20 protein-coding genes and 2 tRNA genes are annotated in these 18819 nt (G+C 69.3%); 12 read left to right on the top strand and 10 right to left on the bottom strand.

The features are described from left to right. Positions 1 to 4: 4 nt before the first annotated feature. The 5 genes from SLW55_RS05350 (at position 5) to SLW55_RS05330 (ending at position 3916) form a co-directional block, all read left to right on the top strand. The gene (locus SLW55_RS05350; protein WP_152238971.1) at positions 5 to 643 is read left to right on the top strand and encodes a flavin reductase family protein; all 639 of its coding nucleotides are present in this window, start codon (positions 5 to 7) and stop codon (positions 641 to 643) included. Between the two features lie 9 nt (positions 644 to 652). Beyond that, positions 653 to 1171, top strand: a complete 519-nt coding sequence (locus SLW55_RS05345) for a DUF3304 domain-containing protein (protein WP_267098774.1) — start codon at positions 653 to 655, stop codon at positions 1169 to 1171. Then, positions 1168 to 2226 carry an anthranilate phosphoribosyltransferase gene (gene trpD / locus SLW55_RS05340; protein ID WP_267098773.1) on the top strand — a complete coding sequence of 353 codons (1059 nt, stop codon included), beginning with the start codon at positions 1168 to 1170 and terminating at the stop codon, positions 2224 to 2226. Before SLW55_RS05345 ends, trpD begins: the two co-directional genes overlap by 4 nt. Before the next feature lie 158 nt (positions 2227 to 2384). Further along, positions 2385 to 3182 carry an indole-3-glycerol phosphate synthase TrpC gene (trpC, locus tag SLW55_RS05335; RefSeq protein WP_017910188.1) on the top strand — a complete coding sequence of 266 codons (798 nt, stop codon included), beginning with the start codon at positions 2385 to 2387 and terminating at the stop codon, positions 3180 to 3182. After that, positions 3179 to 3916 (top strand): haloacid dehalogenase-like hydrolase, encoded by a 738-nt coding sequence (locus SLW55_RS05330; protein WP_267098772.1) that lies wholly within the window; start codon positions 3179 to 3181, stop codon positions 3914 to 3916. Before trpC ends, SLW55_RS05330 begins: the two co-directional genes overlap by 4 nt. Positions 3917 to 3943: 27 nt before the next feature. On the opposite strand, the gene SLW55_RS05325 is transcribed toward SLW55_RS05330, so the two are convergent. The 3 genes from SLW55_RS05325 to crp all read right to left on the bottom strand — a co-directional run bounded on the left by SLW55_RS05325 (position 3944) and on the right by crp (position 6632). Further along, on the bottom strand, positions 3944 to 4963 hold the full coding sequence (locus SLW55_RS05325) for a glycoside hydrolase family 5 protein (protein WP_267098771.1): 1020 nt from the start codon (positions 4961 to 4963) through the stop codon (positions 3944 to 3946). Between the two features lie 193 nt (positions 4964 to 5156). Beyond that, positions 5157 to 5915, bottom strand: coding sequence for a sulfite exporter TauE/SafE family protein (locus SLW55_RS05320; protein ID WP_017913961.1), 759 nt, complete (start codon positions 5913 to 5915; stop codon positions 5157 to 5159). A 27-nt stretch (positions 5916 to 5942) separates the two neighbouring features. Further along, entirely contained in the window at positions 5943 to 6632 is a 690-nt protein-coding gene (gene crp / locus SLW55_RS05315) for a cAMP-activated global transcriptional regulator CRP (protein ID WP_010341415.1), read from the bottom strand. Positions 6633 to 6779: 147 nt separating this feature from the next. Between crp and speD the strand changes: the two genes are divergently transcribed. Continuing rightward, on the top strand, positions 6780 to 7574 hold the full coding sequence (gene speD / locus SLW55_RS05310; RefSeq protein WP_017910332.1) for an adenosylmethionine decarboxylase: 795 nt from the start codon (positions 6780 to 6782) through the stop codon (positions 7572 to 7574). Positions 7575 to 7690: 116 nt separating this feature from the next. Next, positions 7691 to 8008: a multidrug efflux SMR transporter gene (locus SLW55_RS05305; protein WP_017910331.1), complete on the top strand. Its 318-nt coding sequence runs from the start codon at positions 7691 to 7693 to the stop codon at positions 8006 to 8008. Positions 8009 to 8032: 24 nt separating this feature from the next. Here the strand turns inward: SLW55_RS05305 and SLW55_RS05300 are convergent, their stop codons facing one another. After that, entirely contained in the window at positions 8033 to 8497 is a 465-nt protein-coding gene (locus SLW55_RS05300; RefSeq protein WP_017910330.1) for a hypothetical protein, read from the bottom strand. 228 nt (positions 8498 to 8725) lie between these two features. After that, a complete protein-coding gene (gene coq7 / locus SLW55_RS05295) occupies positions 8726 to 9370 on the bottom strand; it encodes a 2-polyprenyl-3-methyl-6-methoxy-1,4-benzoquinone monooxygenase (protein ID WP_148829503.1) in 645 nt (214 codons plus the stop codon). Positions 9371 to 9576: 206 nt separating this feature from the next. Here coq7 and rplM point away from each other — a divergent pair, with 206 nt between their 5' ends. Together rplM and rpsI are read left to right on the top strand one after the other, a co-directional pair. Continuing rightward, a complete protein-coding gene (gene rplM / locus SLW55_RS05290; protein WP_010341420.1) occupies positions 9577 to 10005 on the top strand; it encodes a 50S ribosomal protein L13 in 429 nt (142 codons plus the stop codon). A gap of 2 nt (positions 10006 to 10007) precedes the next feature. Next, complete coding sequence (gene rpsI, locus SLW55_RS05285) at positions 10008 to 10400, top strand: 30S ribosomal protein S9 (protein ID WP_010341421.1); 393 nt, start codon at positions 10008 to 10010, stop codon at positions 10398 to 10400. Positions 10401 to 10878: 478 nt separating this feature from the next. On the opposite strand, the gene SLW55_RS05280 is transcribed toward rpsI, so the two are convergent. Together SLW55_RS05280 and SLW55_RS05275 are read right to left on the bottom strand one after the other, a co-directional pair. Then, positions 10879 to 10953 (bottom strand) — tRNA-Gln (locus tag SLW55_RS05280). A gap of 41 nt (positions 10954 to 10994) precedes the next feature. Next, positions 10995 to 11071, bottom strand: a tRNA-Met gene (locus SLW55_RS05275). A 120-nt stretch (positions 11072 to 11191) separates the two neighbouring features. Here SLW55_RS05275 and SLW55_RS05270 point away from each other — a divergent pair. From SLW55_RS05270 to bfr, 3 genes are all read left to right on the top strand, one after another. Further along, complete coding sequence (locus SLW55_RS05270) at positions 11192 to 11803, top strand: RNA pyrophosphohydrolase (RefSeq protein WP_010341422.1); 612 nt, start codon at positions 11192 to 11194, stop codon at positions 11801 to 11803. 80 nt (positions 11804 to 11883) lie between these two features. Then, positions 11884 to 12093 (top strand): (2Fe-2S)-binding protein, encoded by a 210-nt coding sequence (locus SLW55_RS05265; protein WP_017912292.1) that lies wholly within the window; start codon positions 11884 to 11886, stop codon positions 12091 to 12093. Positions 12094 to 12196: 103 nt separating this feature from the next. Next, positions 12197 to 12667, top strand: coding sequence for a bacterioferritin (gene bfr / locus SLW55_RS05260; RefSeq protein WP_017910327.1), 471 nt, complete (start codon positions 12197 to 12199; stop codon positions 12665 to 12667). 768 nt (positions 12668 to 13435) lie between these two features. Here the strand turns inward: bfr and SLW55_RS05255 are convergent. Genes SLW55_RS05255 through SLW55_RS05245 form a run of 3 tightly spaced genes read right to left on the bottom strand, consistent with a single transcriptional unit; the run spans position 13436 to position 18728 of the window. Beyond that, a complete protein-coding gene (locus SLW55_RS05255) occupies positions 13436 to 16120 on the bottom strand; it encodes an ATP-binding protein (RefSeq protein WP_267098770.1) in 2685 nt (894 codons plus the stop codon). A gap of 2 nt (positions 16121 to 16122) precedes the next feature. After that, positions 16123 to 18057 carry an EAL domain-containing protein gene (locus SLW55_RS05250; protein ID WP_267098769.1) on the bottom strand — a complete coding sequence of 645 codons (1935 nt, stop codon included), beginning with the start codon at positions 18055 to 18057 and terminating at the stop codon, positions 16123 to 16125. A 41-nt stretch (positions 18058 to 18098) separates the two neighbouring features. Continuing rightward, positions 18099 to 18728 (bottom strand): DUF4126 domain-containing protein, encoded by a 630-nt coding sequence (locus SLW55_RS05245; protein ID WP_267098768.1) that lies wholly within the window; start codon positions 18726 to 18728, stop codon positions 18099 to 18101. Between the last annotated feature and the right edge of the window lie 91 nt (positions 18729 to 18819).

Here is an 18819-nt window from a genome sequence, read left to right as displayed (position 1 = left end):
GCCGATGCACGAGCGCACCGACGCCTTCCATTTCTACGAACCGGCCAACGGCCACGGCTTGCCGCACGACCCGTTCAACGCCATCGTCGGGCCGCGGCCGATCGGCTGGATCGGTTCGCGCGGCGCCGACGGCGTCGCCAACCTGGCGCCCTACAGCTTCTTCAACGCCTTCAACTACGTCCCGCCGATCGTCGGCTTCGCCAGCATCGGCTGGAAGGACAGCGTGCGCAACATCGAGGCCACGGGCGAGTTCACCTGGAACCTGGCCACGCGGCCGCTGGCCGAGGCGATGAACGCCAGTTCCGCCGCGGTGGCGCCGGAGGTGGACGAGTTCGCGCTGGCCGGCCTGACCGCCGCGCCCTCGCGCCTGATCGGTGCGCCGCGGGTGGCCGCCAGCCCGGTCAGCTTCGAATGCCGGCTCAGCCAGTTGCTGCCGCTGCAGAGCGCACGCGGCGAGCCGATCCAGACCTGGCTGGTGCTGGGCGAGGTGGTCGGCGTGCACATCGCCGAGCACGCCCTGCACGACGGCATCTACGACCCGGCCGCGGTCGCCACCCTGCTGCGCGCCGGCGGCCCGGCCGACTACTTCGAGGTGCTGGCGCAAGGGCGCCTGCGCATGTCGCGGCCGACGCAGGCGCGCTGAGCCCATCACATGCAAAACAGAAAAACAAAAAAACGCATCCAGTACTGGAATTCATTGTCCATGCTTGTCGCCTGCATCTCATTAAGTGGTTGCGGCAATGATCGCTTGCCCGCATCTGTGACTGGCTACAATCACATGAGCGATTGGAGCATCGAGAGATTTACAGTCGACGGCGCAAGTGGACCCAACCTTTCGCCCGAGGAAGGGGGCGGGAAATTTTCATGCTGTGCGTCCATTCCAAGGCGTTGGCATCCGGGAATGAAGGTCAAGATCCAATGGACCTATGACACCACGCAAAATGGCTCGCAGCCCCCATCGCCGCAAGAAGCAATTGTTGATCTACCCCAATATCCAAGCCAAGGCGGGGATATTCAAGTGCATTTTTATCCAGATCATAAAGTCAAGGTAGTAATTTCGGAATATGGCATTGGACACCCTCTTTACCCCATGAGCGAAGAAGATAAGCGCCCCTGGGAAACCCGAAAAGATCTACTTCTTCCCCAGCTACGAGCAGCTCCTCTCCCATGACCATCACGCCCCAACAAGCCCTGCAACGCACCATCGAGCACCGCGAGATCTTCCACGACGAGATGGTGGGGCTGATGCGGCAGATCATGCGCGGGGAGGTGTCGCCGATGATGACCGCGGCCATCCTCACCGGGCTGCGGGTCAAGAAGGAAACGGTCGGCGAGATCGCCGGTGCGGCGGTGGTGATGCGCGAGTTCTCGCGCACCGTGCCGGTCGTCGACCGCACCCACATGGTCGACATCGTCGGTACCGGCGGCGACGGCTCGCACACCTTCAACATCTCCACCTGCGCGATGTTCGTGGCCGCGGCGGCCGGCGCCAAGGTCGCCAAGCACGGCAACCGCAGCGTCTCCTCCAAGTCCGGCAGCGCCGATGCGCTGGAGGCGCTGGGCGCGGCGATCGAACTGCAGCCCGAGCAGGTGGCGCAGGCATTGGCGGCGACCGGCATCGGCTTCATGTACGCCCCGGTGCACCACCCGGCGATGAAGGTGGTGGCGCCGGTGCGGCGCGAGATGGGCGTGCGCACCATCTTCAACATCCTCGGCCCGCTGACCAACCCGGCCGGCGCGCCGAACATCCTGATGGGCGTGTTCCACCCCGACCTGGTCGGCATCCAGGCGCGCGTGCTGCAGGAACTGGGCGCCGAACGCGCGCTGGTGGTGTGGGGCCGCGACGACATGGACGAACTCTCCCTCGGCGCCGGCACCCTGGTCGGCGAGCTGCGCGACGGCCAGGTCCGCGAGTACGAGGTGCACCCGGAGGATTTCGGCATCGCCATGTCGGCCAGCCGCAACCTCAAGGTCGCCGACGCCGCCGAATCGATGGCGATGCTGCGCGCCGTGCTCGACAACGTGCCCGGCCCGGCCCTGGACATCGTCGCCTTCAACGCCGGCGCGGCACTGTATGTGGCCGGCCTGGCCGAAGACATCGGCGCCGGCATCGCCCTGGCGCGTGCGGCCATCGCCGATGGGCGTGCGCGGGCGAAGCTGGAGGCGTATGTGGCGTGTACGCAGGGTCTGGTGGGGGCCCGGGACCCGGGACCCGGGGCCCGGTAGGAGCGCAGTTCGCCGATCTGCGGCGATTGGCGTCCGGCCATCCCGTCGTCAGTTGCAACGCGTGCATGGCGGCTTAGGCTGTTGCGGGTCCCGGGTCCCGGGTCCCTTCTTTACCCCACATCGCCGATAATCCGGCCATCCCCCAGGATTCCCACCGCATGAGCAGCGACATTCTCCGCACCATCCTCGCGCGCAAGGCCGACGAGATCGCCGAGCGCAGCGCGCGCGTGCCGCTGGCCGAGCTGGTCGCCCGCGCGGAGGCCATGCCGCCCACCCGCGGCTTCGCCCGCGCGCTGCAGGCGGCCATCGCCAACGGCGACCCGGCGGTGATCGCCGAGGTCAAGAAGGCCAGCCCGTCCAAGGGTGTGATCCGCCCGGACTTCCACCCGGCCGACATCGCGGTCAGCTACGAATTCGGCGGCGCCGCCTGCCTGTCGGTGCTGACCGACGAGGACTTCTTCCAGGGCCACGACCGCTATCTGCAGCAGGCGCGCGATGCCTGCACGCTGCCGGTGCTGCGCAAGGATTTCACCATCGATCCATACCAGGTGTACGAGGCGCGCACGCTCGGCGCCGACTGCATCCTGCTGATCGTGGCCGCGCTGGACGACCTGCAACTGGCCGAGCTGTCGTCGCTGGCCCTGCAGCTGGGCATGGACGTGCTGGTGGAAGTGCACGACATCGACGAACTGGAGCGCGCGCTGCAGGTGCCGGCGCCGCTGATCGGCATCAACAACCGCAATCTGCGCACCTTCGAGGTGTCGCTGCAGACCACCCTGTCGATGCAGGACGCGGTGCCGCGCGACCGCCTGCTGGTCACCGAAAGCGGCATCCTCGGCCCCGACGACGTGGCGCTGATGCGCGGCGCCGGCGTGCACGCGTTCCTGGTCGGCGAGGCGTTCATGCGCGCCGAGGAGCCGGGCGAAGCGCTGCGCCAGCTGTTCTTCGCGGCATGAGCGGGCAGGACGCCAGTCCGTACCCGCTGCCGCGCGCCGATGCGCCGCTGGTGGTGTTCGATTTCGACCACACCCTGTACGACGGCGACTCCGGCAGCCACCTGTTCGCCTGGCTGATCAAGCGCAATCCGCTGCGCCTGGCCGCCGCGGTGCTGGCCACCCCGTTGCTGGGGCCGCTGGTGGCGATGCTGCCGACCCGCCGCACCGGCATCTCCGGCTACGTCTGGATCGCCAGCTTCGGCCTGCGCCGCGCGCGCGCGTTCAACCGCATCATCGACCAGTACGTGCTGCAGCATCAGGCGCAGATCCGCCAGCGGCTGCTGCCGCAGGCGCTGGAGGTGTTCGCCCGGCACCGCGCCGCCGGCGATCGCGTGGTGGTCGCCACCGGCGCGCCGCCGGAACTGGCGCGCGCCATCCTCGGCTTCGTCGCGCACCAGGACGTGCCGGTGGTCGGCAGCCTGATCGGCCCGCGCCTGGGCGCGGTCACCGCCACCCGCCACTGCCACAACGAGGAAAAGATGCGCATGCTGCGCGAACTGGGCTACGGCGAGATCGCCATGGCCTATTCCGACAGCACCGCCGATCTGCCGCTGCTGCAGGCCGCGGCCGCGCCGGTGGTGGTCAATCCCAAGCACGGCGCGGTGGCGGTGTTCCGCCGGCTGTTGCCGTCCGGCACGCCGATCCTCAACTGGGGCTGCCGCGACCGCGCCGGCGACGCTGGCGGTTCCCGCTAGCGCGCGCCGCGGCGGGGAAGGCCGGCGTCAGCCGCCGGCAGCCCCGCGGTAAGCGCTGTCGCTGCCCACCAGCGCATGGTGCAGCGGCGCGATCCATTGCCCGCGGTCGATGTCGTAGGCGCCGAAGCTGCCCTCGAACTCCCAATACGCCCAGGCGAAATGGCGTTTCTCGGCGGCGTTGACCACCGCCACCGTCCAGGCCAGGCGATCGGCCGGCGGCGCCTGCTCGTAGGCACCGAACTCGCCCAGCAGTACCTGCCGGTGATGCGCCTTGGCCCAGGCCGCGATGCGGTCGAACTCGCCGTAGAGCTTGGTCCGGTCGGCTGCGCTGCCCCAGCTCACGCCGGTGTGGTCGCGGATGTCCGCCGGGGCCCACGGCGCGCCCTGGTGGGTGAAGCGGAACGGGTTGTAGTAGTGCACGGTGACCAGCAGGTGCGCATCGTCGTCGGGCAGGCGCAGGCTGTCGAGCGCGGTGAAGGAATTGCTGCTGGCCGGGCCCACCACCACCGTGCGGGTCGGGTTGTCGCGGCGGATGATCTGCAGCGCATCGCGCAGCAGGTCGTTCCACACCGCGCTGGTCATCTGGCCGTTGGGCTCGTTGAGGATCTCGAACAGCACCGACGGCGGCGCATGGCGGTAGCGCGGGGCGACCTGGCTCCAGAACGCCAGCAGCCTGGTCCGGCACACCGCCGCGTCGGCCGCGCAGGGGTGGAAGTCGTGTTCGTCCAGGATCACGTTCAGGCCCGCGGCGGTGGCTTGGTCGACCACCGTGTCCAGCGTCTTCAGCCAGGTCGGGTCGAGCCGGTTGTCCGCGTCCATGTGTGCGAACGCCTGCAGGTTGACCCGCACCGTGCGGAAGCCACCGTCGCGGATCGTGCGGTACAGCGGCGGACGGAAGCGCGCCTTCGCCGGATCGTTCCACAGCGGGTCGTAGCCGAGGATGTTGACCCCGCGCCCGAGCCGGGCGAAGGCGTCGTCGGCCTGCGCGCGCGGCGCCGGCAGCACCAGGCACAGCAAGGCCAGGAACAGCGGAAGGGCACGGCGCATGGCGGTCTCGCGGGGCAGGGAGGGGCGAGACGCGCAGCCATCGGCGGCGGCATCCCGGCCGCGATCATCGCGCGGCCCACCCCGGCAAAAGCGAACGCGGCCTGACCGCAGATCGGGTCACCAGCGCAACGGCTTCAGGCGCCGCGGAGACCGCCTTTGCGAATCCCCAATCCCGACTCCCAAATCCCGGGCCTCACCCCAACCACCGATACAGCGCCCCGCCCACCTGATACAGGCTGATGCCCAGCACCAGCAGGCCCACCGCCACCAGCACCCAGCGCTCGCGCACGCGCTTGACCAGCAGCGCCGCCAGCGGCGCGGCGAGCATGCCGCCGACCAGCAGGCCGAGCACGATGTCCAGGTGCTGCACGCCCATGGTCAGCAGGAAGGTCAGCGAGATCGACAGCGTCACCAGGAACTCGGCGGCGTTGACCGTGCCGATGGTGGTGCGGGCCTGGCCGCCGTGGGCGAGCAGGGTCGAGGTCGCCACCGGGCCCCAGCCGCCACCGCCGCTGGCGTCCAGCAGGCCGGCGACGAAACCCAGCAGCGGCACCCGCCGCACCTCGCGGCGCGGCAGCGCACGGCCGGCCGCGCGCAGCAGGATCAGCACCGCCAGGGCCAGCAGATACAGATAGACGAAGGGGCGGATCAGCTCGCCCGGCAACTGGGTCAGCACGTAGGCGCCGGCGACCCCGCCGACCATGCCCGGCAGCGCCAGGCGCAGGAACAGCCGCTTGTCGACGTTGCCCAGGGCCAGGTGCGACAGGCCCGAGGCGCCGGTGGTGAACACCTCGGCGCTGTGCACGCTGGCGCTGACCACCGCCGGCGGCAGGCCCAGGCTCAGCAGGACCGAGGACGAAACCAGGCCGAAAGCCATGCCCAGCGCGCCGTCCACCAGCTGGGCGGCCAGGCCGACCAGCACGAACCAGTAGAAGGTCTCGCTCAGCACCATCGTGCCGGGCCTATCGACCCATGGCGGTCAGCGCGCGCCGTACAGCACCACGGTCTTGCCGCGGGCGTGCAGGATGCCGTCGACCTGCAGCTTCTTCAGCACGCGGCCGGCCATCTCGCGCGAGCAGCCGACCAGTCGCGCCAGTTCCTGCCGCGACACGCGCAACTGCATGCCCTGCGGGTGGCTCATCGCCTCCGGCTCCTGGGCCAGGTCGTGCAGGGTGCGCACGATGCGGTCGGTCACGTCCAGGAACGCCAGGCGGCTGGCCTTGCGCGAGGTGTCCAGCAGGCGCTTGGACAGCTGCACGCCGATCGCGTACAGCACCCGTGGCGCATCGGACGACAGCGAGCCCAGGAACAGCTGGTGCAGGCGCTCGTAGCTGATCTCGGCCAGTTCGCAGGGCGTGCGGGTGCGCAGGATCACCTCGCGCTGGTCGGACTCGATGAACAGGCCCATCTCGCCGACGAACTCGCCGCTGCCGAAATAGCCCAGCACCAACTCGCGGTCGTCATCTTCCTCGGCGATGATGCTGACCGAGCCGCTGACCACGTAGTACAGGGTGCCGGCCGGATCGCCTGGCCTGAACACGTCCGTCCGCGCCGGATAGCGGCGACGGTGGCTGTGGGCCAGGAAGCGGTCGATGGTGGCGGTGTCCAACGTCAAAGGACTTGGAGCGATGCGCACAGGTGCTGCAGTGGATGTGTTTCCGGGGCTCATGGCGGCTTCGCTACGGCGTAATTCCCGAAGCTTAACGGGACGCGTTCGCGGCGGCAAACAAGAGACGGACGCCACGTTTCGCAGCGCGGCCATTTGGCTCATAATTGATTGGCTTTCCCCCCGACCCACTTCCAGAGGATCCACGCCGTGGTCAAGCCGTTGCCTCGCCTGAGGCTGCAAGGTTTCAACAACCTCACCAAGGCGTTGAGCTTCAACATCTACGACGTCTGCTACGCGATCTCCGAAGAGGAGCGCCAGCGCTACATCGAGTACATCGACGAGCAGTACGACGCCGATCGCCTGACCCAGATCCTCACCGATGTGGCCGAGATCATCGGCGCCAACATCCTGAACATCGCGCGCCAGGACTACGATCCGCAGGGCGCTTCGGTGACGATCCTGATCTCCGAGGAGCCGGTCATCGACAAGAAGGCGGCGGGCAAGGAGATCATTTCCGACGCCGTGGTCGCGCACATGGACAAGAGCCACATCACCGTCCATACCTACCCGGAAACCCATCCGCAGCACGGTATCGCCACGTTCCGCGCCGACATCGATGTCGCCACCTGCGGCGTGATTTCGCCGCTGAAGGCCCTCAATTACCTGATCGAGAGCCTGGAATCGGACATCGTGATCATGGATTACCGCGTGCGCGGCTTCACCCGCGACGTGAAGGGCAAGAAGCACTACATCGACCACAAGATCAACTCGATCCAGAACTTCCTGGCCAAGAACGTCAAGTCGCGCTACGAGATGTTCGACGTCAACGTCTATCAGGAGAACATCTTCCACACCAAGATGCACCTGAAGGACTTCGACCTGGACCAGTACCTGTTCGAGGAAAAGGCCAAGAATCTCTCGTTCAAGGAGCGCATGCGCATCGAGGCGCTGCTCAAGCGCGAGATCGAGGAGCTGTTCCACGGGCGCAACCTGTCCGAGTAAGCGCTCCACACCGGCGGGACGGCCCGCCCGCAGCACGCGCTGCGACCCCTGCCGACGGCGGCCCGATGTGCAGACATCGGGCCGTTTTCGTTTTCATTTGTCTACGGAGAAAGACAATGCCCTGGATCTACCTGCTGCTCGCCGGTCTGTTCGAGATCGGCTTCGCCCTCGGCCTGAAGTACAGCGAAGGCTTCACCCGGCCGTGGCCGACCGTGGCCACCCTGGCCGGTGCGGGCCTGAGCCTGTGGCTGCTGACCCAGGCGCTCAAGCACATCCCGCTGGGCACCGCCTATGCGATCTGGACCGGGATCGGTGCGCTGGGCACGGCGGTGCTCGGCATCGCCCTGTTCGGCGACAGCGCCTCGCCGGCGCGGTTGGCCTGCATCGGCCTGATCGTGGTCGGGGTGATCGGCCTGAAGCTGGTCGGGCACTGAGCGCAGCCCGCGCGCGCGTGGGCCTCAGGCGGCGGCGATGCGGCGCCGGGTCAGCACCCGGCCGATCAGCAGCCGGTGCGCGACCACCGCCAGCAGGGCGGCGATCGACAGCGCGATCAGCGCGCGGGTGAACACGCTGCCGAGGTTGCCGGCGTGCTGCAGCTGGTCCAGGCGCCCGAAGCGTGCGGGATCGGCATTGGCGTAGGCGATCTCGACCGTGGCGCCGTCCAGCAGCAACGGCGCGGCCTCCGCGCCGCTGGCCTCGAAGGCGCCGCTGTGCAGGCGGCCCTTGCTCTCGAACACATAGTGGAAGCGGTAGCGCACCAGTGGCTCGGTCTGCACGCCGAAGGCGCCGTCGGCGATCACCGGGACGGTGGCGACGGAATGGTCGCGCAGGATCGCGCTGGCCTGGCGGTAGTCGCCGAGCAGGTGATGCAGCAGGGCGCCGCCGCCGATCGCGAACAGGGTCGCGAACAGCAGGCGCGACAACCAGCGGGTCCGGGGCGATGGCAGATGGGGCGAGGATGCGGGCATGACAGTCTGCAGGCGGAGCGCACACGGGCGCGGCTCGGCACGGGTACATCGGTGGCTGCGGCACATGGCGATACCGCAGCCGGAACGGCGGGCGCCGACGTGGAATCAGTCAGCGTTCGTTCACTTTAACGCGATCGGGCCGGCAATGCCAGCCGGGGCGGCATCGGCCCGACCGGCGGGCGGCTACAGCCGATAGGCGACGGCCTTCATCAGCCGCGAGGCGGCGGCCATGACCGTGGGGATCGGCGGCGGCAGGCGCCGCGCCCCGGCCTGTTCGGCATGCTCGGCGTGGCGGGCCTCGTCGGCCTTCATCACTGTCAGCACGTCGCGGCTGCGCAGGTCCGCCGGCGGCAGGGTCTGCAGGTGCTCGTCCAGGTGCGCCTCGACCTGGCGCTCGGTCTCGACCACGAAGCCCAGGTTCCAGCCGTCGCCGCGCAGCCCGGCCAGGGTGCCGATCGCGTAGCTGCCGGCGTACCACAGCGGGTTGAACAGGCTGGGGCGGCTGTCCAGCTCGCGCAGCCGCGCCGCGCACCAGGCCAGGTGGTCGGTCTCTTCCTGCGCCGCCTCCAGCAGGTGCGCACGGGTGGCCGGATCGCGCGCGACCGCGGCCTGGCCGAAATACAGGCCCTGTGCGCAGACCTCGCCGACGTGGTTGATGCGCATCAGGCCGGCGGCATGGCGGCGCTCGTCCGGCGCCAGCACCACATCGGCGGTGGCCGCGGCCGGGTAGGGGCGCTGCGCCGGCGGGTCGCCGAATACGGTCTCCAGCGCGCGCTGGGCCTCGACCAGGGCGCGATCGAGCGGGGAGTGCTGGCGGCTGGTCGTCATGGGGGAAGCCCGGAAGCAGTGGGGATCCCGATTTTCGCCGCCGGCCGGTGTGCTGCCAAGCGCGCCACCGACCCTGGCACCGCAGGTCTAGGGCGCACTTGCGCGCGGCGGCCGGGCCACGTAGAATTGCGTTTTTGCAATTCACAACGCGTGGCAAAGTTCCGGCCGTTCGCTGCAGGAATCCGCCCGACCAACCGAGTCTGATCATGAGCACCTTCACTGCTAAGTCCGAGACCGTCCAGCGCGACTGGTATCTCGTCGACGCCGCCGGCAAAACGCTGGGCCGGCTTTCCACCGAACTGGCCCGCCGCCTGCGCGGCAAGCACAAGCCGGTCTACACCCCGCACGTCGATACCGGCGATTACCTGGTGGTGATCAACGCCGAGAAGATCGTCGTCACCGGCAACAAGCTCAAGGACAAGAAGTACCACCGCTTCACCGGCTACATCGGCAACCTGAAGACCGAGAGCCTGGAGCAGGCGCTGGAGCGCCACCCGGAGCGCGTGATCGAAATCGCGGTCAAGGGCATGCTGCCCAAGGGCCCGCTGGGCCGCGCGATGTACCGCAAGCTCAAGGTCTATTCCGGTGCGGAGCATCCGCACGCCGCTCAGCAGCCGCAGGTTCTGGATATCTAATCATGGCGATTTCGCAAAACTACGGCACTGGCCGCCGCAAGTCCTCCACCGCCCGCGTGTTCCTGCGCAAGGGCACCGGCAACATCTCCGTCAACGGCCGTCCGCTGGACGAGTTCTTCGGTCGCGAGACCGCGCGCATGATCGTGCGCCAGCCGCTGGAACTGACCAAGAACACCGAGAGCTTCGACATCCTGGTCACCGCCACCGGCGGCGGCACCACCGGCCAGGCCGGTGCGATCCGCCTGGGCATCGCCCGTGCGCTGGTCGAGTACGACGAAACCCTGAAGACCGAGCTGCGCAAGGCCGGCTTCATGACCCGCGACGCCCGCGAAGTCGAGCGTAAGAAGGTCGGTCTGCACAAGGCCCGTCGCGCCACCCAGTTCTCCAAGCGCTGATCCATCGCGCCTGGCGTGGGCTCCCTCGGGAGCCTGCTGGGGACCAAGCAAGAGCCCGGCTTCGGCCGGGCTTTTGTCGTTCTAGGGTTGTGGTTTGTGCTGGCAAGTGCAGTGGTGGTCGTCGAGGCTCTGCCTCGTTGGATCTACTCACGGGCTTGGGCGGTCGCCGGCCTGATTGGAGGTCCGGGGTCGCTGGGAGGTTTCCTGCCTCACGCTCGAGGTCGCGCGCCCTGCTGCCGAAATGCTTCCGATGAAGTTCATAGGCTCGCGCCTGCTTCCAACGATCCGCATTCCATCTGGTGGAGTAGCCCCCTTGGAGTCCAAGGGCGCGCGCCGACAGGCGCGGGGATGTGGAAGCGGAAGGGCTGGGGCCCACATCTTGCGCAGCAAGATGTGGGGCGTAGGCGCGAAGCGCCTGCGCAAACCCCGCGCCAAACAAAAAAGAAGGCCGATCTTTCGATCGGCCTTCTTTTTTGTTTGGCTGCCCCGGATGGATTCGAACCACCGAATGCCTGAGTCAGAGTCAGGTGCCTTACCGCTTGGCGACGGGGCAATGTGGACTGCAAGTATCGCACGCCTTGGGCGTACACACCATGGTGGCTATGGGTGGACTCGAACCACCGACCCCAGCATTATGAGTGCTGTGCTCTAACCGGCTGAGCTACATAGCCCTGGTGAACCGCCAATTCTTATGGAGAAGCGGGCGGCTGTCAACGGGTTTCTGCGCTGCTTGTGGCCCGGCCGCAGCCATGGCAGAGTCGGAGCCAGTAGATTTTTCAGGAGTCCGCATCGTGATCGATCCGGACGGCTATCGACCGAACGTAGGCATCGTGCTGATGCGGCCGGATGGTCAGGTGTTCTGGGCACGCCGTGTGCGCCGGGACGGCTGGCAGTTCCCGCAAGGCGGCATGAACACCGACGAGACCCCGGTGGAGGCCATGTACCGCGAGTTGCGCGAAGAAACCGGGCTGTTGCCCGAGCATGTGGAAGTGCTCGGCGCCACTCCCGGTTGGCTGCGCTATCGCCTGCCCAGCCGGGCCATCCGCCGCAACGAGCGCCAGGTCTGCATCGGCCAGAAGCAGGTCTGGTTCCTGTTGCGGATGCAGTGCGACGAGAGCCAGCTGAACCTGGAACTGACCGAGACGCCGGAGTTCGACCACTGGCGCTGGGTCGATTTCTGGTACCCGGTGGAGCACGTGGTGCTGTTCAAGCGCGGGGTCTATGCGCGGGCGCTGCGCCACCTGGCGCCGCTGGCGCAGACCATCGCCGGCGCCGGCATCCGCGCCATGCCGACCCTGGCCCAGGAGGCCTGGTTGCCCGGAAATACCGCCGGCCACGAGCGGCCGCGCAAGCGTCCACGCAAGCGCGGCGGACCCTGGGCGGCGCGGATTAATAACGATTAACGGGCGGAATTGACAACCATTCTCACTTTGGTTTGAATGGGCGCCAGGCGCAGTCCGCGCCGTCCGCCGCCAAGCCCGCCGTGTACGTCTGCATCTGCAATGGGGTCACCGATCGTCAGATCCGCGAAGCCGCCGAAGCCGGCTGCCGCAGCGTGTCCGAACTGACCATGCGCACGGGCTGCGGGGCCACCTGCGGCTCCTGCTTGGACATGGCCGGCGACCTGCTGGAGCGCGCGCTGAGCCGCGAGCTGCCCCTGCCGGTGCTCGGCGGCCTGGCCCGCGCCGCCTGAGGCCGTCGCCGCGCTGCAGCGCGGGATGATCACGATTCGCGTTCCTTCACGTCGCAGCGCGATTCGCTAGAGTCTGCGCTTTCCGGCTTACGCGAGCGATGCAATGAAGGGCGACAGCAAAGTCATCGAGTTCCTCAACAAGGTCCTCTACAACGAGCTGACTGCGATCAACCAGTACTTCCTGCACGCCAAGATGCTGAAGAACTGGGGCCTGAAGGAACTGGCCGAGCACGAGTACAAGGAATCCATCGACGAGATGAAGCACGCCGACAAGCTGGCGGACCGCATCCTGTTCCTCGAGGGGCTCCCCAACTTCCAGGCGCTGGGCAAGCTGCGCATCGGCGAGAACCCCAAGGAAATCCTCGAGTGCGACCTGGCGCTGGAACAGGACGGCACGGTCACCCTGCGCGAAGGCATCGCCTACGCCGAATCGATCCAGGACTACGTCAGCCGCCAGCTCCTGGCCGACATCCTGGAATCGGAAGAAGAGCACATCGACTGGCTGGAAACCCAGCTCGACCTGATCGACCGGATCGGCGAGCCGAACTACCTGCTGACCAAGCTCGACGACTGAATCGTCGGCGCATGAGGCCGCGGCGCTGGCCTGTGTCCGCGCCGCGCAGGATGTTGTTCGCTCTGCGCTCCGGGATGGCGCTGACATGCACGTGTGGGAGCGGCTTCAGCCACGACGCGTGGCTGGCGCAAGGTCGCCGCTGATCCCGCGCAGCGGCACATGCTGCTTCTGCGCGAATCCATGGTGACGACATGGCACCCGCATCGTGCGGCGTTGCCCTTTCTGTTGGAACGGCTTCTGCCGCGACGCGTTGCAGGCCGAAAGTCGCCGCTGATCCCGAACAGCAGCACATGCCGCTCCTGCGAGAGTCCATGCGGCCGACATGGCATCGGCATCGCACCACCTCGCTCTCCTGTGGGAGCGGCTTCAGCCGCGACGCGTTGATGGTGGTCGTCGCGGCTGAAGCCGTTTCTGCACGCACCGGGCAGGCGGCGACTGCGGCGGTACGGCGCAAGCGCAGCGAGACCTTCCTGTGCGGACCACCGCAACACGTCGCTGATGAATCTCGCGGCGTCCTCTGCGCGTGATCGCGGGTGGGGCATGCGGCTTGGCGAAGGTCATGCAGGTGCACCACGACAGCCATGCATGCACAGCGCCACTGTTCCTGTAAGAGCGGCTTCAGCCGCGATGGCGTTACCGGTAGCGCCTTGTCGCGCTGAAGCGCTCCTACAAGAAAGGCAGTAGACCGTGCGTCGATGTCTTCGATGCACTGTGGCCGGGTCTCGCGGGCGCGTGTCGTCTGCAGACGCGCCGTAGCGCGATACCGCGCTAGGGTTCGGCGGGTTCGGCGGTGTCGCGGACGCTGGCGCGGTAGCCGCTCAGCGCCAGGCGCGCGCGCGCGAATTCGGCGATCACCAGGGCGACCGCGACCACCGGGCGATCCAGCGTGCCGGTGCGCACGCCCGACTCGATGCGCAGCGCCGCCGCCGACAGCGCCAGTGCGCCGAGGTTGGCGGCCGAGGACTTCAGCGTGTGTGCGGCCTCGCGCAGCGCGTCGCTCTGCGCCGTCGCCGCAGCCTGCTCCAGGCGCTGGATCAGCAGCGGCGCATCGGCCAGGAACAGCTCGACGATCTGCGCCACGCTGGCCGAGCCGATGACCTCGCGCAACTCGTCGAGCACGGCGATCTCCAGCACCGGCGCCGGTACCGCTGATGGCGGTTCCGGATCGTCTGCCTCCGGCGCGGCGAGCGGTGGCGTCGACGTTGCGGTGGCGACGCGCGATGCCAGGTCCTGTTCCAGCGCAGGCGCTGCCGGGGGGGCGTCGAGCGTGGCGTGATCGGGCGATGGCAGCGAGGCGGTCGACGTGGTGGTGGGGCTGGATACCGTGGCGGCGTCCGTCGTGTGCAGGGTGGTGTGGCGGGTGTCCTGCGGTTCGACGTGCACCGCCTCGGCGAGCGCATCCGCCGCTGGCCCGCTGGCGATCGCCGCGGACCCGTCCGCGGCTGCATCCGCCTCCGGCGCGAACGCCGCGCCGGCCGGCGCGACCGCCGGCTGCAGCGGCAGCCAGCGCTGCAGGCAGTCCTCCAGCCGCGCGCGGTCGAGCGGCTTGGACAGGTAATCGTCCATGCCGGCATCGAGGCAGCGCTGGCGGTCGCCGGCCATCGCATTGGCGGTCATCGCCACGATCGGCAGGCGCGGGCGCGACGCATCGGCCTCGCGCTGGCGCCACTGCCGGGTAGCGGCGTAGCCGTCCAGCACCGGCATCTGGCAGTCCATCATCACCAGGTCGTACGGCTGCCGCGACAACTGCGCCAATGCGGCGGCGCCGTCCTCGACGCTGTCGGCGTGGTGGCCGAGCGATTCCAGCAGCCGCCGCGCCACCATCAGGTTGACCGGATTGTCCTCGACCAGCAGCAGGCGGTAGCCGCTGCGCGGCGGCGGCGCGTCGGCCACGACGGTCGTCGGTTCCGCGGCGCGGGCCGGCGCGGGGGCGTCCATGAGGTCCGTCGCGAAGGCGTCGTGGTAGAACGCGTCGGCGGTGTCGGCGCCATCGCCAGCGGTCTCGCTGGCCAGGCTCGGCGTCGCCGGTGCCAGCGCCAGCATGCTGCGCAGGTCGATGTCCGCCGCCTGCCGCGACAGCAGCGCGCCGTGCGCGCGGATTTCCTCGGGAATGTCGGCCTCGCCGTACAGCCAGATCAGCCGTGCGGTCTGTGGCGCCGGCAGGCGCGCCACCGCCCGTTGCAAGGCGCGCGCGCTCTGCCGCAGCCCGTCCAGGTCGCCGATCACCAGATCGTAGGTCGGGCGCACGCTACCGCCACTGCCGTTGCCGCGCAGCCGCTCCAGCGCCTCCTGGGTCGAATCGACCTTGCTCACCTGCACGCCCCAGTTCGGCAGCAGCACGCTCAGGCGCTGCTGCAGGCGCTGGTCGGCGCCGACCAGCAGCGCATGCAGCCGCGGCAGGCCGCCCGGATTCTGCGGCAGGTCGCCGATCACCTTCAGCAGCGGGATCTCGAACCAGAACGTGGCGCCCTGGCCCTGCCGCGACGCCACGCCGATGCGCCCGCCCATCAGTTCGACGATGCGCTTGCAGATGGTCAGGCCCAGCCCGGTGCCGCCGTACAGGCGGGTGGTGGAGGCGTCGGCCTGGGTGAAGGCCTGGAACAGGTGCTCCTGGCGCTCGGCGCTGATGCCGATGCCGGTGTCGCGTACCTCGAAGCGCAGCAGGTGCTGTGCCGGGGTCTCGCCGAGCCGGCGCACGCTCAGGTCGATGCCGCCGCGCGCGGTGAACTTGACCGCGTTGCCGAGCAGGTTGCTCAGCACCTGGCGCAGGCGCACCGGATCGCCTCGCACCGGCAGGCGCACCGCCGGGTCCAGTTGCAGCGCCATGCGCAGGCCCTTGGCCTCGGCCGCGCGCTGCATCAGCTCCAGCACGCCGTCGAGCAGTTCGCGCAGGTTGAAGGTGGTGATCTCCAGCTCCAGCCGGTTCGCTTCCAGCTTGGAGTAGTCCAGGATGTCGTCGACGATGCGCAGCAGTTGCAGCGAGGAGGTGTTGGCCGCGCGCAGCATCTCGCGCTGGTCCAGGCCGAGCGGGCCGCGCCCGATCAGTTCCAGCATCGGGATGATGCCGTTCAGCGGGGTGCGGATCTCGTGGCTCATCGTCGCCAGGAACTCGCCCTTGGCCAGCACGGCGGCCTCGGCGGCCTGCTTGGCCTGCAGCAGTTCCTGTTCCAGCCGCTCGCGCACGTGCACGTCGTGCTGCAGGGCGTTGCGCTCGGACTCGGCCAGCGCGGCACGCGCCAGCGCCGCATCCAGGCGTTCGATCTGCTGGCGCGCGCGGCAGCCAGCCAGGGTGGCCAGCGCCGCGGCGGCGGCCATGCACAGCGGCGCCAGCCAATGCCACAGCGGCGGCAACGGCAGCGCCAGCGGCGGCAGTGCCAGCAAGGTGCCGGCGACGGCGAGCGCCGCGGCGAAGGTCGCCGGCCGCGGGACGGGCCGACGTCTGCGGACGGACATGGCTAGAGCACCGCGTTCTGGAAGTCGAAGTTCAGCTGGTCGCCGACCGACTGCACCAGGTTGCCCTGGATGAAGTCGACCCCGCCCATCCACATCGCGGCCGCGGCCTGCGCCTGTTCGATCTGCTGGCCGATGATCAGCAGGCCGGCGCGGTGTGCCAGGTCGATGGTGGCGCGCAGCTGGTCGCGCAGTTCGGCATCGGCATGCGCGCCGGCGAAGCGTGCCGACAGGCGCAGATAACCCAGCGGCAGATGCGCCAGTAGCGCTTCGGCCTCGGCGCCCGGTTCGAACTGGCTGATGCAGAACTGCACGCCCAGCGGCATCAGCCGTGCGCAGAACTGCTGCAGCGTGGCGGTGTGGACCAGCGCATCGTCCAGGCGCAGGTCGATCACCAGCGAGGTGCCGGTGACGCCGCGCCGGCCGATGGTGTCGATCAGCCATTCGGCGAAGGCGGTGCGCGCCAGCGTGCGCGTGGACTGCGAGACGAACAGGCGCAGCGGCGGGGTGGCGTGCTGGTACAGATGCAGCAGGCCCAGCGCGTGGTCCAGCACCTGCTGGTCGAGGTCGGCGAGGCGTCCGCCGGCCTCGGCGGCCGGCAGCACCTGGCCGGCCGAGAGCAGGCTGCCGTCGCGCTGGCGCAGGCGCAGCAGCACCTGGTACTGGGCGATGTCGCCGCCGGCGACGGCGACGATCGGCTGGTAGGCCGGTTCCAGTTGTCCCTCCAGCATCGCGATGCGCTGCAGGTCCTCGTCGGTGCGCGGCGGCACGTAGGCGGCGATGCTCTGCGGATGCAGCCGCGCCTGCAGCGCGGTGCGTTCGACCGCTTCGAGCGCGCTGCCAGCGTCCTCGAAGCCATGGCCGAAGTCGGCGTAGCCGATCGCGCAGCGCAGGTGCAGCGCCTCGTCCTCGCGCAACGGGAAGGCGTGGCCGGACAGGGTGTCGCGCAGGCTCTGCGCGCGTTGCCGCTGCGCGTCGGCATCGGCGTCGTCGGCCAGCAACAGGAAGCTGTTGTCGTTGAGCCGCGCCAGCGGCTGCGGCGCGGTGATGCCGGCCAGGCGGCGCCCGGCCTGCACCATCAGCCGCTCGAACGCAGCGTAGCCATAGCGTTCGCGCAGGCCGAGCGCGCTGGCGATCTCGATGAAGTACAGGCTGCCGGGGCGGCGCGCGCGCAGCGTCGTGTCCAGCAACTGCAGCACGTGGGCGCGGGTCGGCAGGCCGGTCTCGGGGTTGTTCAGCGGCACCGCCTCGGCGTGGCCTTGCTGGGCCTGCTGGCGGGCGCGGCGGATGCGGTTGGAGACCGCGGCGATCAGGTGCCGCGGCCGGATCGGCTTGGTCAGGAAGTCGTCGGCGCCGCTGTCGAGCACTTCGTATTCCAGTTCCGGATCGGCGTCGCCGGACAGGAACACGATCGGCAGCAGCTGGTGCTGCGGCTGCTGGCGGATCAGCGCGGTCAGGCGCATGCCGTCCAGTCCCGGCATGTGCAGGTCCATCAGGATCAGGTCCGGCCGGTAGTCGACGATGGCCTGCTGCACGCCTTCGGCCTGCATCTGCACCTGCGCATGCATGCCGGCGCCATGCAGCACGCTCTGCGCGAACAGCGCCTGCGCGCGGTCGTCCTCGACGATCAGCACGCGGTACGGCGCGGCCGCGGCCGGTGCGGCGGGATCGGGGGCGGCGTCGGCGACGACGAAGGCGGCCGCGTTGGCGTCGGCGGTGCCGTCGTCGTGCTCGCTTGCGGCCAGTGGCGTGGCGGCTGCCGCCAGTTCGGTGGGCACCGGAGCGGCCAGGCCGTCACCGGCGACAGGGTCGGCGGGCGCCGCGCGCGCCGCATCGCCGACCCAGCGCCGCCAGTAGTGCGGCGGCGGGGTCTCGGCGCGGACATGGCGCGCGCGCGCGTCCTCGCGATGGGAAAGCGGAGCGGTGTCGTTGGCGGGCATCGCGTCTGGTTCCTGGGGCGCGTCCAATTATGCGACGAAGTTCACGATGGCTGTGCGCCGGGCTGCGAGGGGTTGCCGGTCGGTGCCGTCGGCGAGGCCAGCAGGCGGCGCATGCCCCGCCACAGCAGGCGCCATGTCCACCACACCAGCAACGCGCCGAGCGCGCTCGCCGCCAGCACGACGGTCAGTGCCAGCCACGGGTGCGCGAGGGCCAGGGCCAGCGCGGCGATCACCACCGAATCCTCGGCCAGCGAGGCGATCCAGTTGCTGGCCGGTTCCGGCGAGGTGTTGAGCAGGGCGCGGGTGCCGGCCTTGAGCGCGTGGCTGGTCAGCGCCACGCCCGCGCCGGTGGCCAGCGCGCCGGCGCTCAGCTGGCCGTCGGGCGAAAGCGTGGCCGCGGCCAGGAAGGCGCCGGCCGGAATCCGGGTCAGGGTCTGCAGCAGGTCCCACACCGAATCCACGCCGGGGATCTTGTCGGCGAAGAACTCGGCCAGCGCCAGCGCGCCGGAGGTGCCGAGCACCCACCACGACTGCGTCGCCTGCAGTGCCGGCGGCAGCTCCAGCCAGCCGAGCAGGCCGGCCAGGCCGATGCCGAACACGGTCAGGTAGACGCGGATGCCGGCCAGCCAGGCCAGCAGGATGCCGATTACGAAGAGATGGGCGTCGGTCATGGCAGGCGCTCCTGCAACTGCACGGATGCCGGCCACTATCGGCCAAGCCCGCCACGAAGGCCAGCCCGTGGCGCGGGCCGGCCGCGCAGTC

The sequence above is a fragment of the Xanthomonas sp. LF06-19 genome, assembly GCF_034105425.1.
GTDB classification, from domain to species: domain Bacteria; phylum Pseudomonadota; class Gammaproteobacteria; order Xanthomonadales; family Xanthomonadaceae; genus Xanthomonas_A; species Xanthomonas_A sontii.
The sequence above is the reverse complement of the archived record's forward strand: the minus strand, read 5'-3'. Positions and strand labels throughout refer to the sequence as shown.

Bases quoted from the DNA above. Each gene is read 5' to 3' on its own strand.
- bfr (WP_017910327.1), top strand. From the start codon at position 12,197: ATGAAGGGCGACAGCAAAGTCATCGAGTTCCTCAACAAGGTCCTCTAC.
- SLW55_RS05255 (WP_267098770.1), bottom strand. From the start codon at position 16,120: ATGTCCGTCCGCAGACGTCGGCCCGTCCCGCGGCCGGCGACCTTCGCC.
- rplM (WP_010341420.1), top strand. From the start codon at position 9,577: ATGAGCACCTTCACTGCTAAGTCCGAGACCGTCCAGCGCGACTGGTAT.
- SLW55_RS05305 (WP_017910331.1), top strand. From the start codon at position 7,691: ATGCCCTGGATCTACCTGCTGCTCGCCGGTCTGTTCGAGATCGGCTTC.
- SLW55_RS05330 (WP_267098772.1), top strand. From the start codon at position 3,179: ATGAGCGGGCAGGACGCCAGTCCGTACCCGCTGCCGCGCGCCGATGCG.
- trpD (WP_267098773.1), top strand. From the start codon at position 1,168: ATGACCATCACGCCCCAACAAGCCCTGCAACGCACCATCGAGCACCGC.
- coq7 (WP_148829503.1), bottom strand. From the start codon at position 9,370: ATGACGACCAGCCGCCAGCACTCCCCGCTCGATCGCGCCCTGGTCGAG.
- SLW55_RS05245 (WP_267098768.1), bottom strand. From the start codon at position 18,728: ATGACCGACGCCCATCTCTTCGTAATCGGCATCCTGCTGGCCTGGCTG.
- SLW55_RS05350 (WP_152238971.1), top strand. From the start codon at position 5: ATGCACGAGCGCACCGACGCCTTCCATTTCTACGAACCGGCCAACGGC.
- trpC (WP_017910188.1), top strand. From the start codon at position 2,385: ATGAGCAGCGACATTCTCCGCACCATCCTCGCGCGCAAGGCCGACGAG.
- SLW55_RS05325 (WP_267098771.1), bottom strand. From the start codon at position 4,963: ATGCGCCGTGCCCTTCCGCTGTTCCTGGCCTTGCTGTGCCTGGTGCTG.
- crp (WP_010341415.1), bottom strand. From the start codon at position 6,632: ATGAGCCCCGGAAACACATCCACTGCAGCACCTGTGCGCATCGCTCCA.
- SLW55_RS05345 (WP_267098774.1), top strand. From the start codon at position 653: ATGCAAAACAGAAAAACAAAAAAACGCATCCAGTACTGGAATTCATTG.
- SLW55_RS05250 (WP_267098769.1), bottom strand. From the start codon at position 18,057: ATGCCCGCCAACGACACCGCTCCGCTTTCCCATCGCGAGGACGCGCGC.
- SLW55_RS05320 (WP_017913961.1), bottom strand. From the start codon at position 5,915: ATGGTGCTGAGCGAGACCTTCTACTGGTTCGTGCTGGTCGGCCTGGCC.
- rpsI (WP_010341421.1), top strand. From the start codon at position 10,008: ATGGCGATTTCGCAAAACTACGGCACTGGCCGCCGCAAGTCCTCCACC.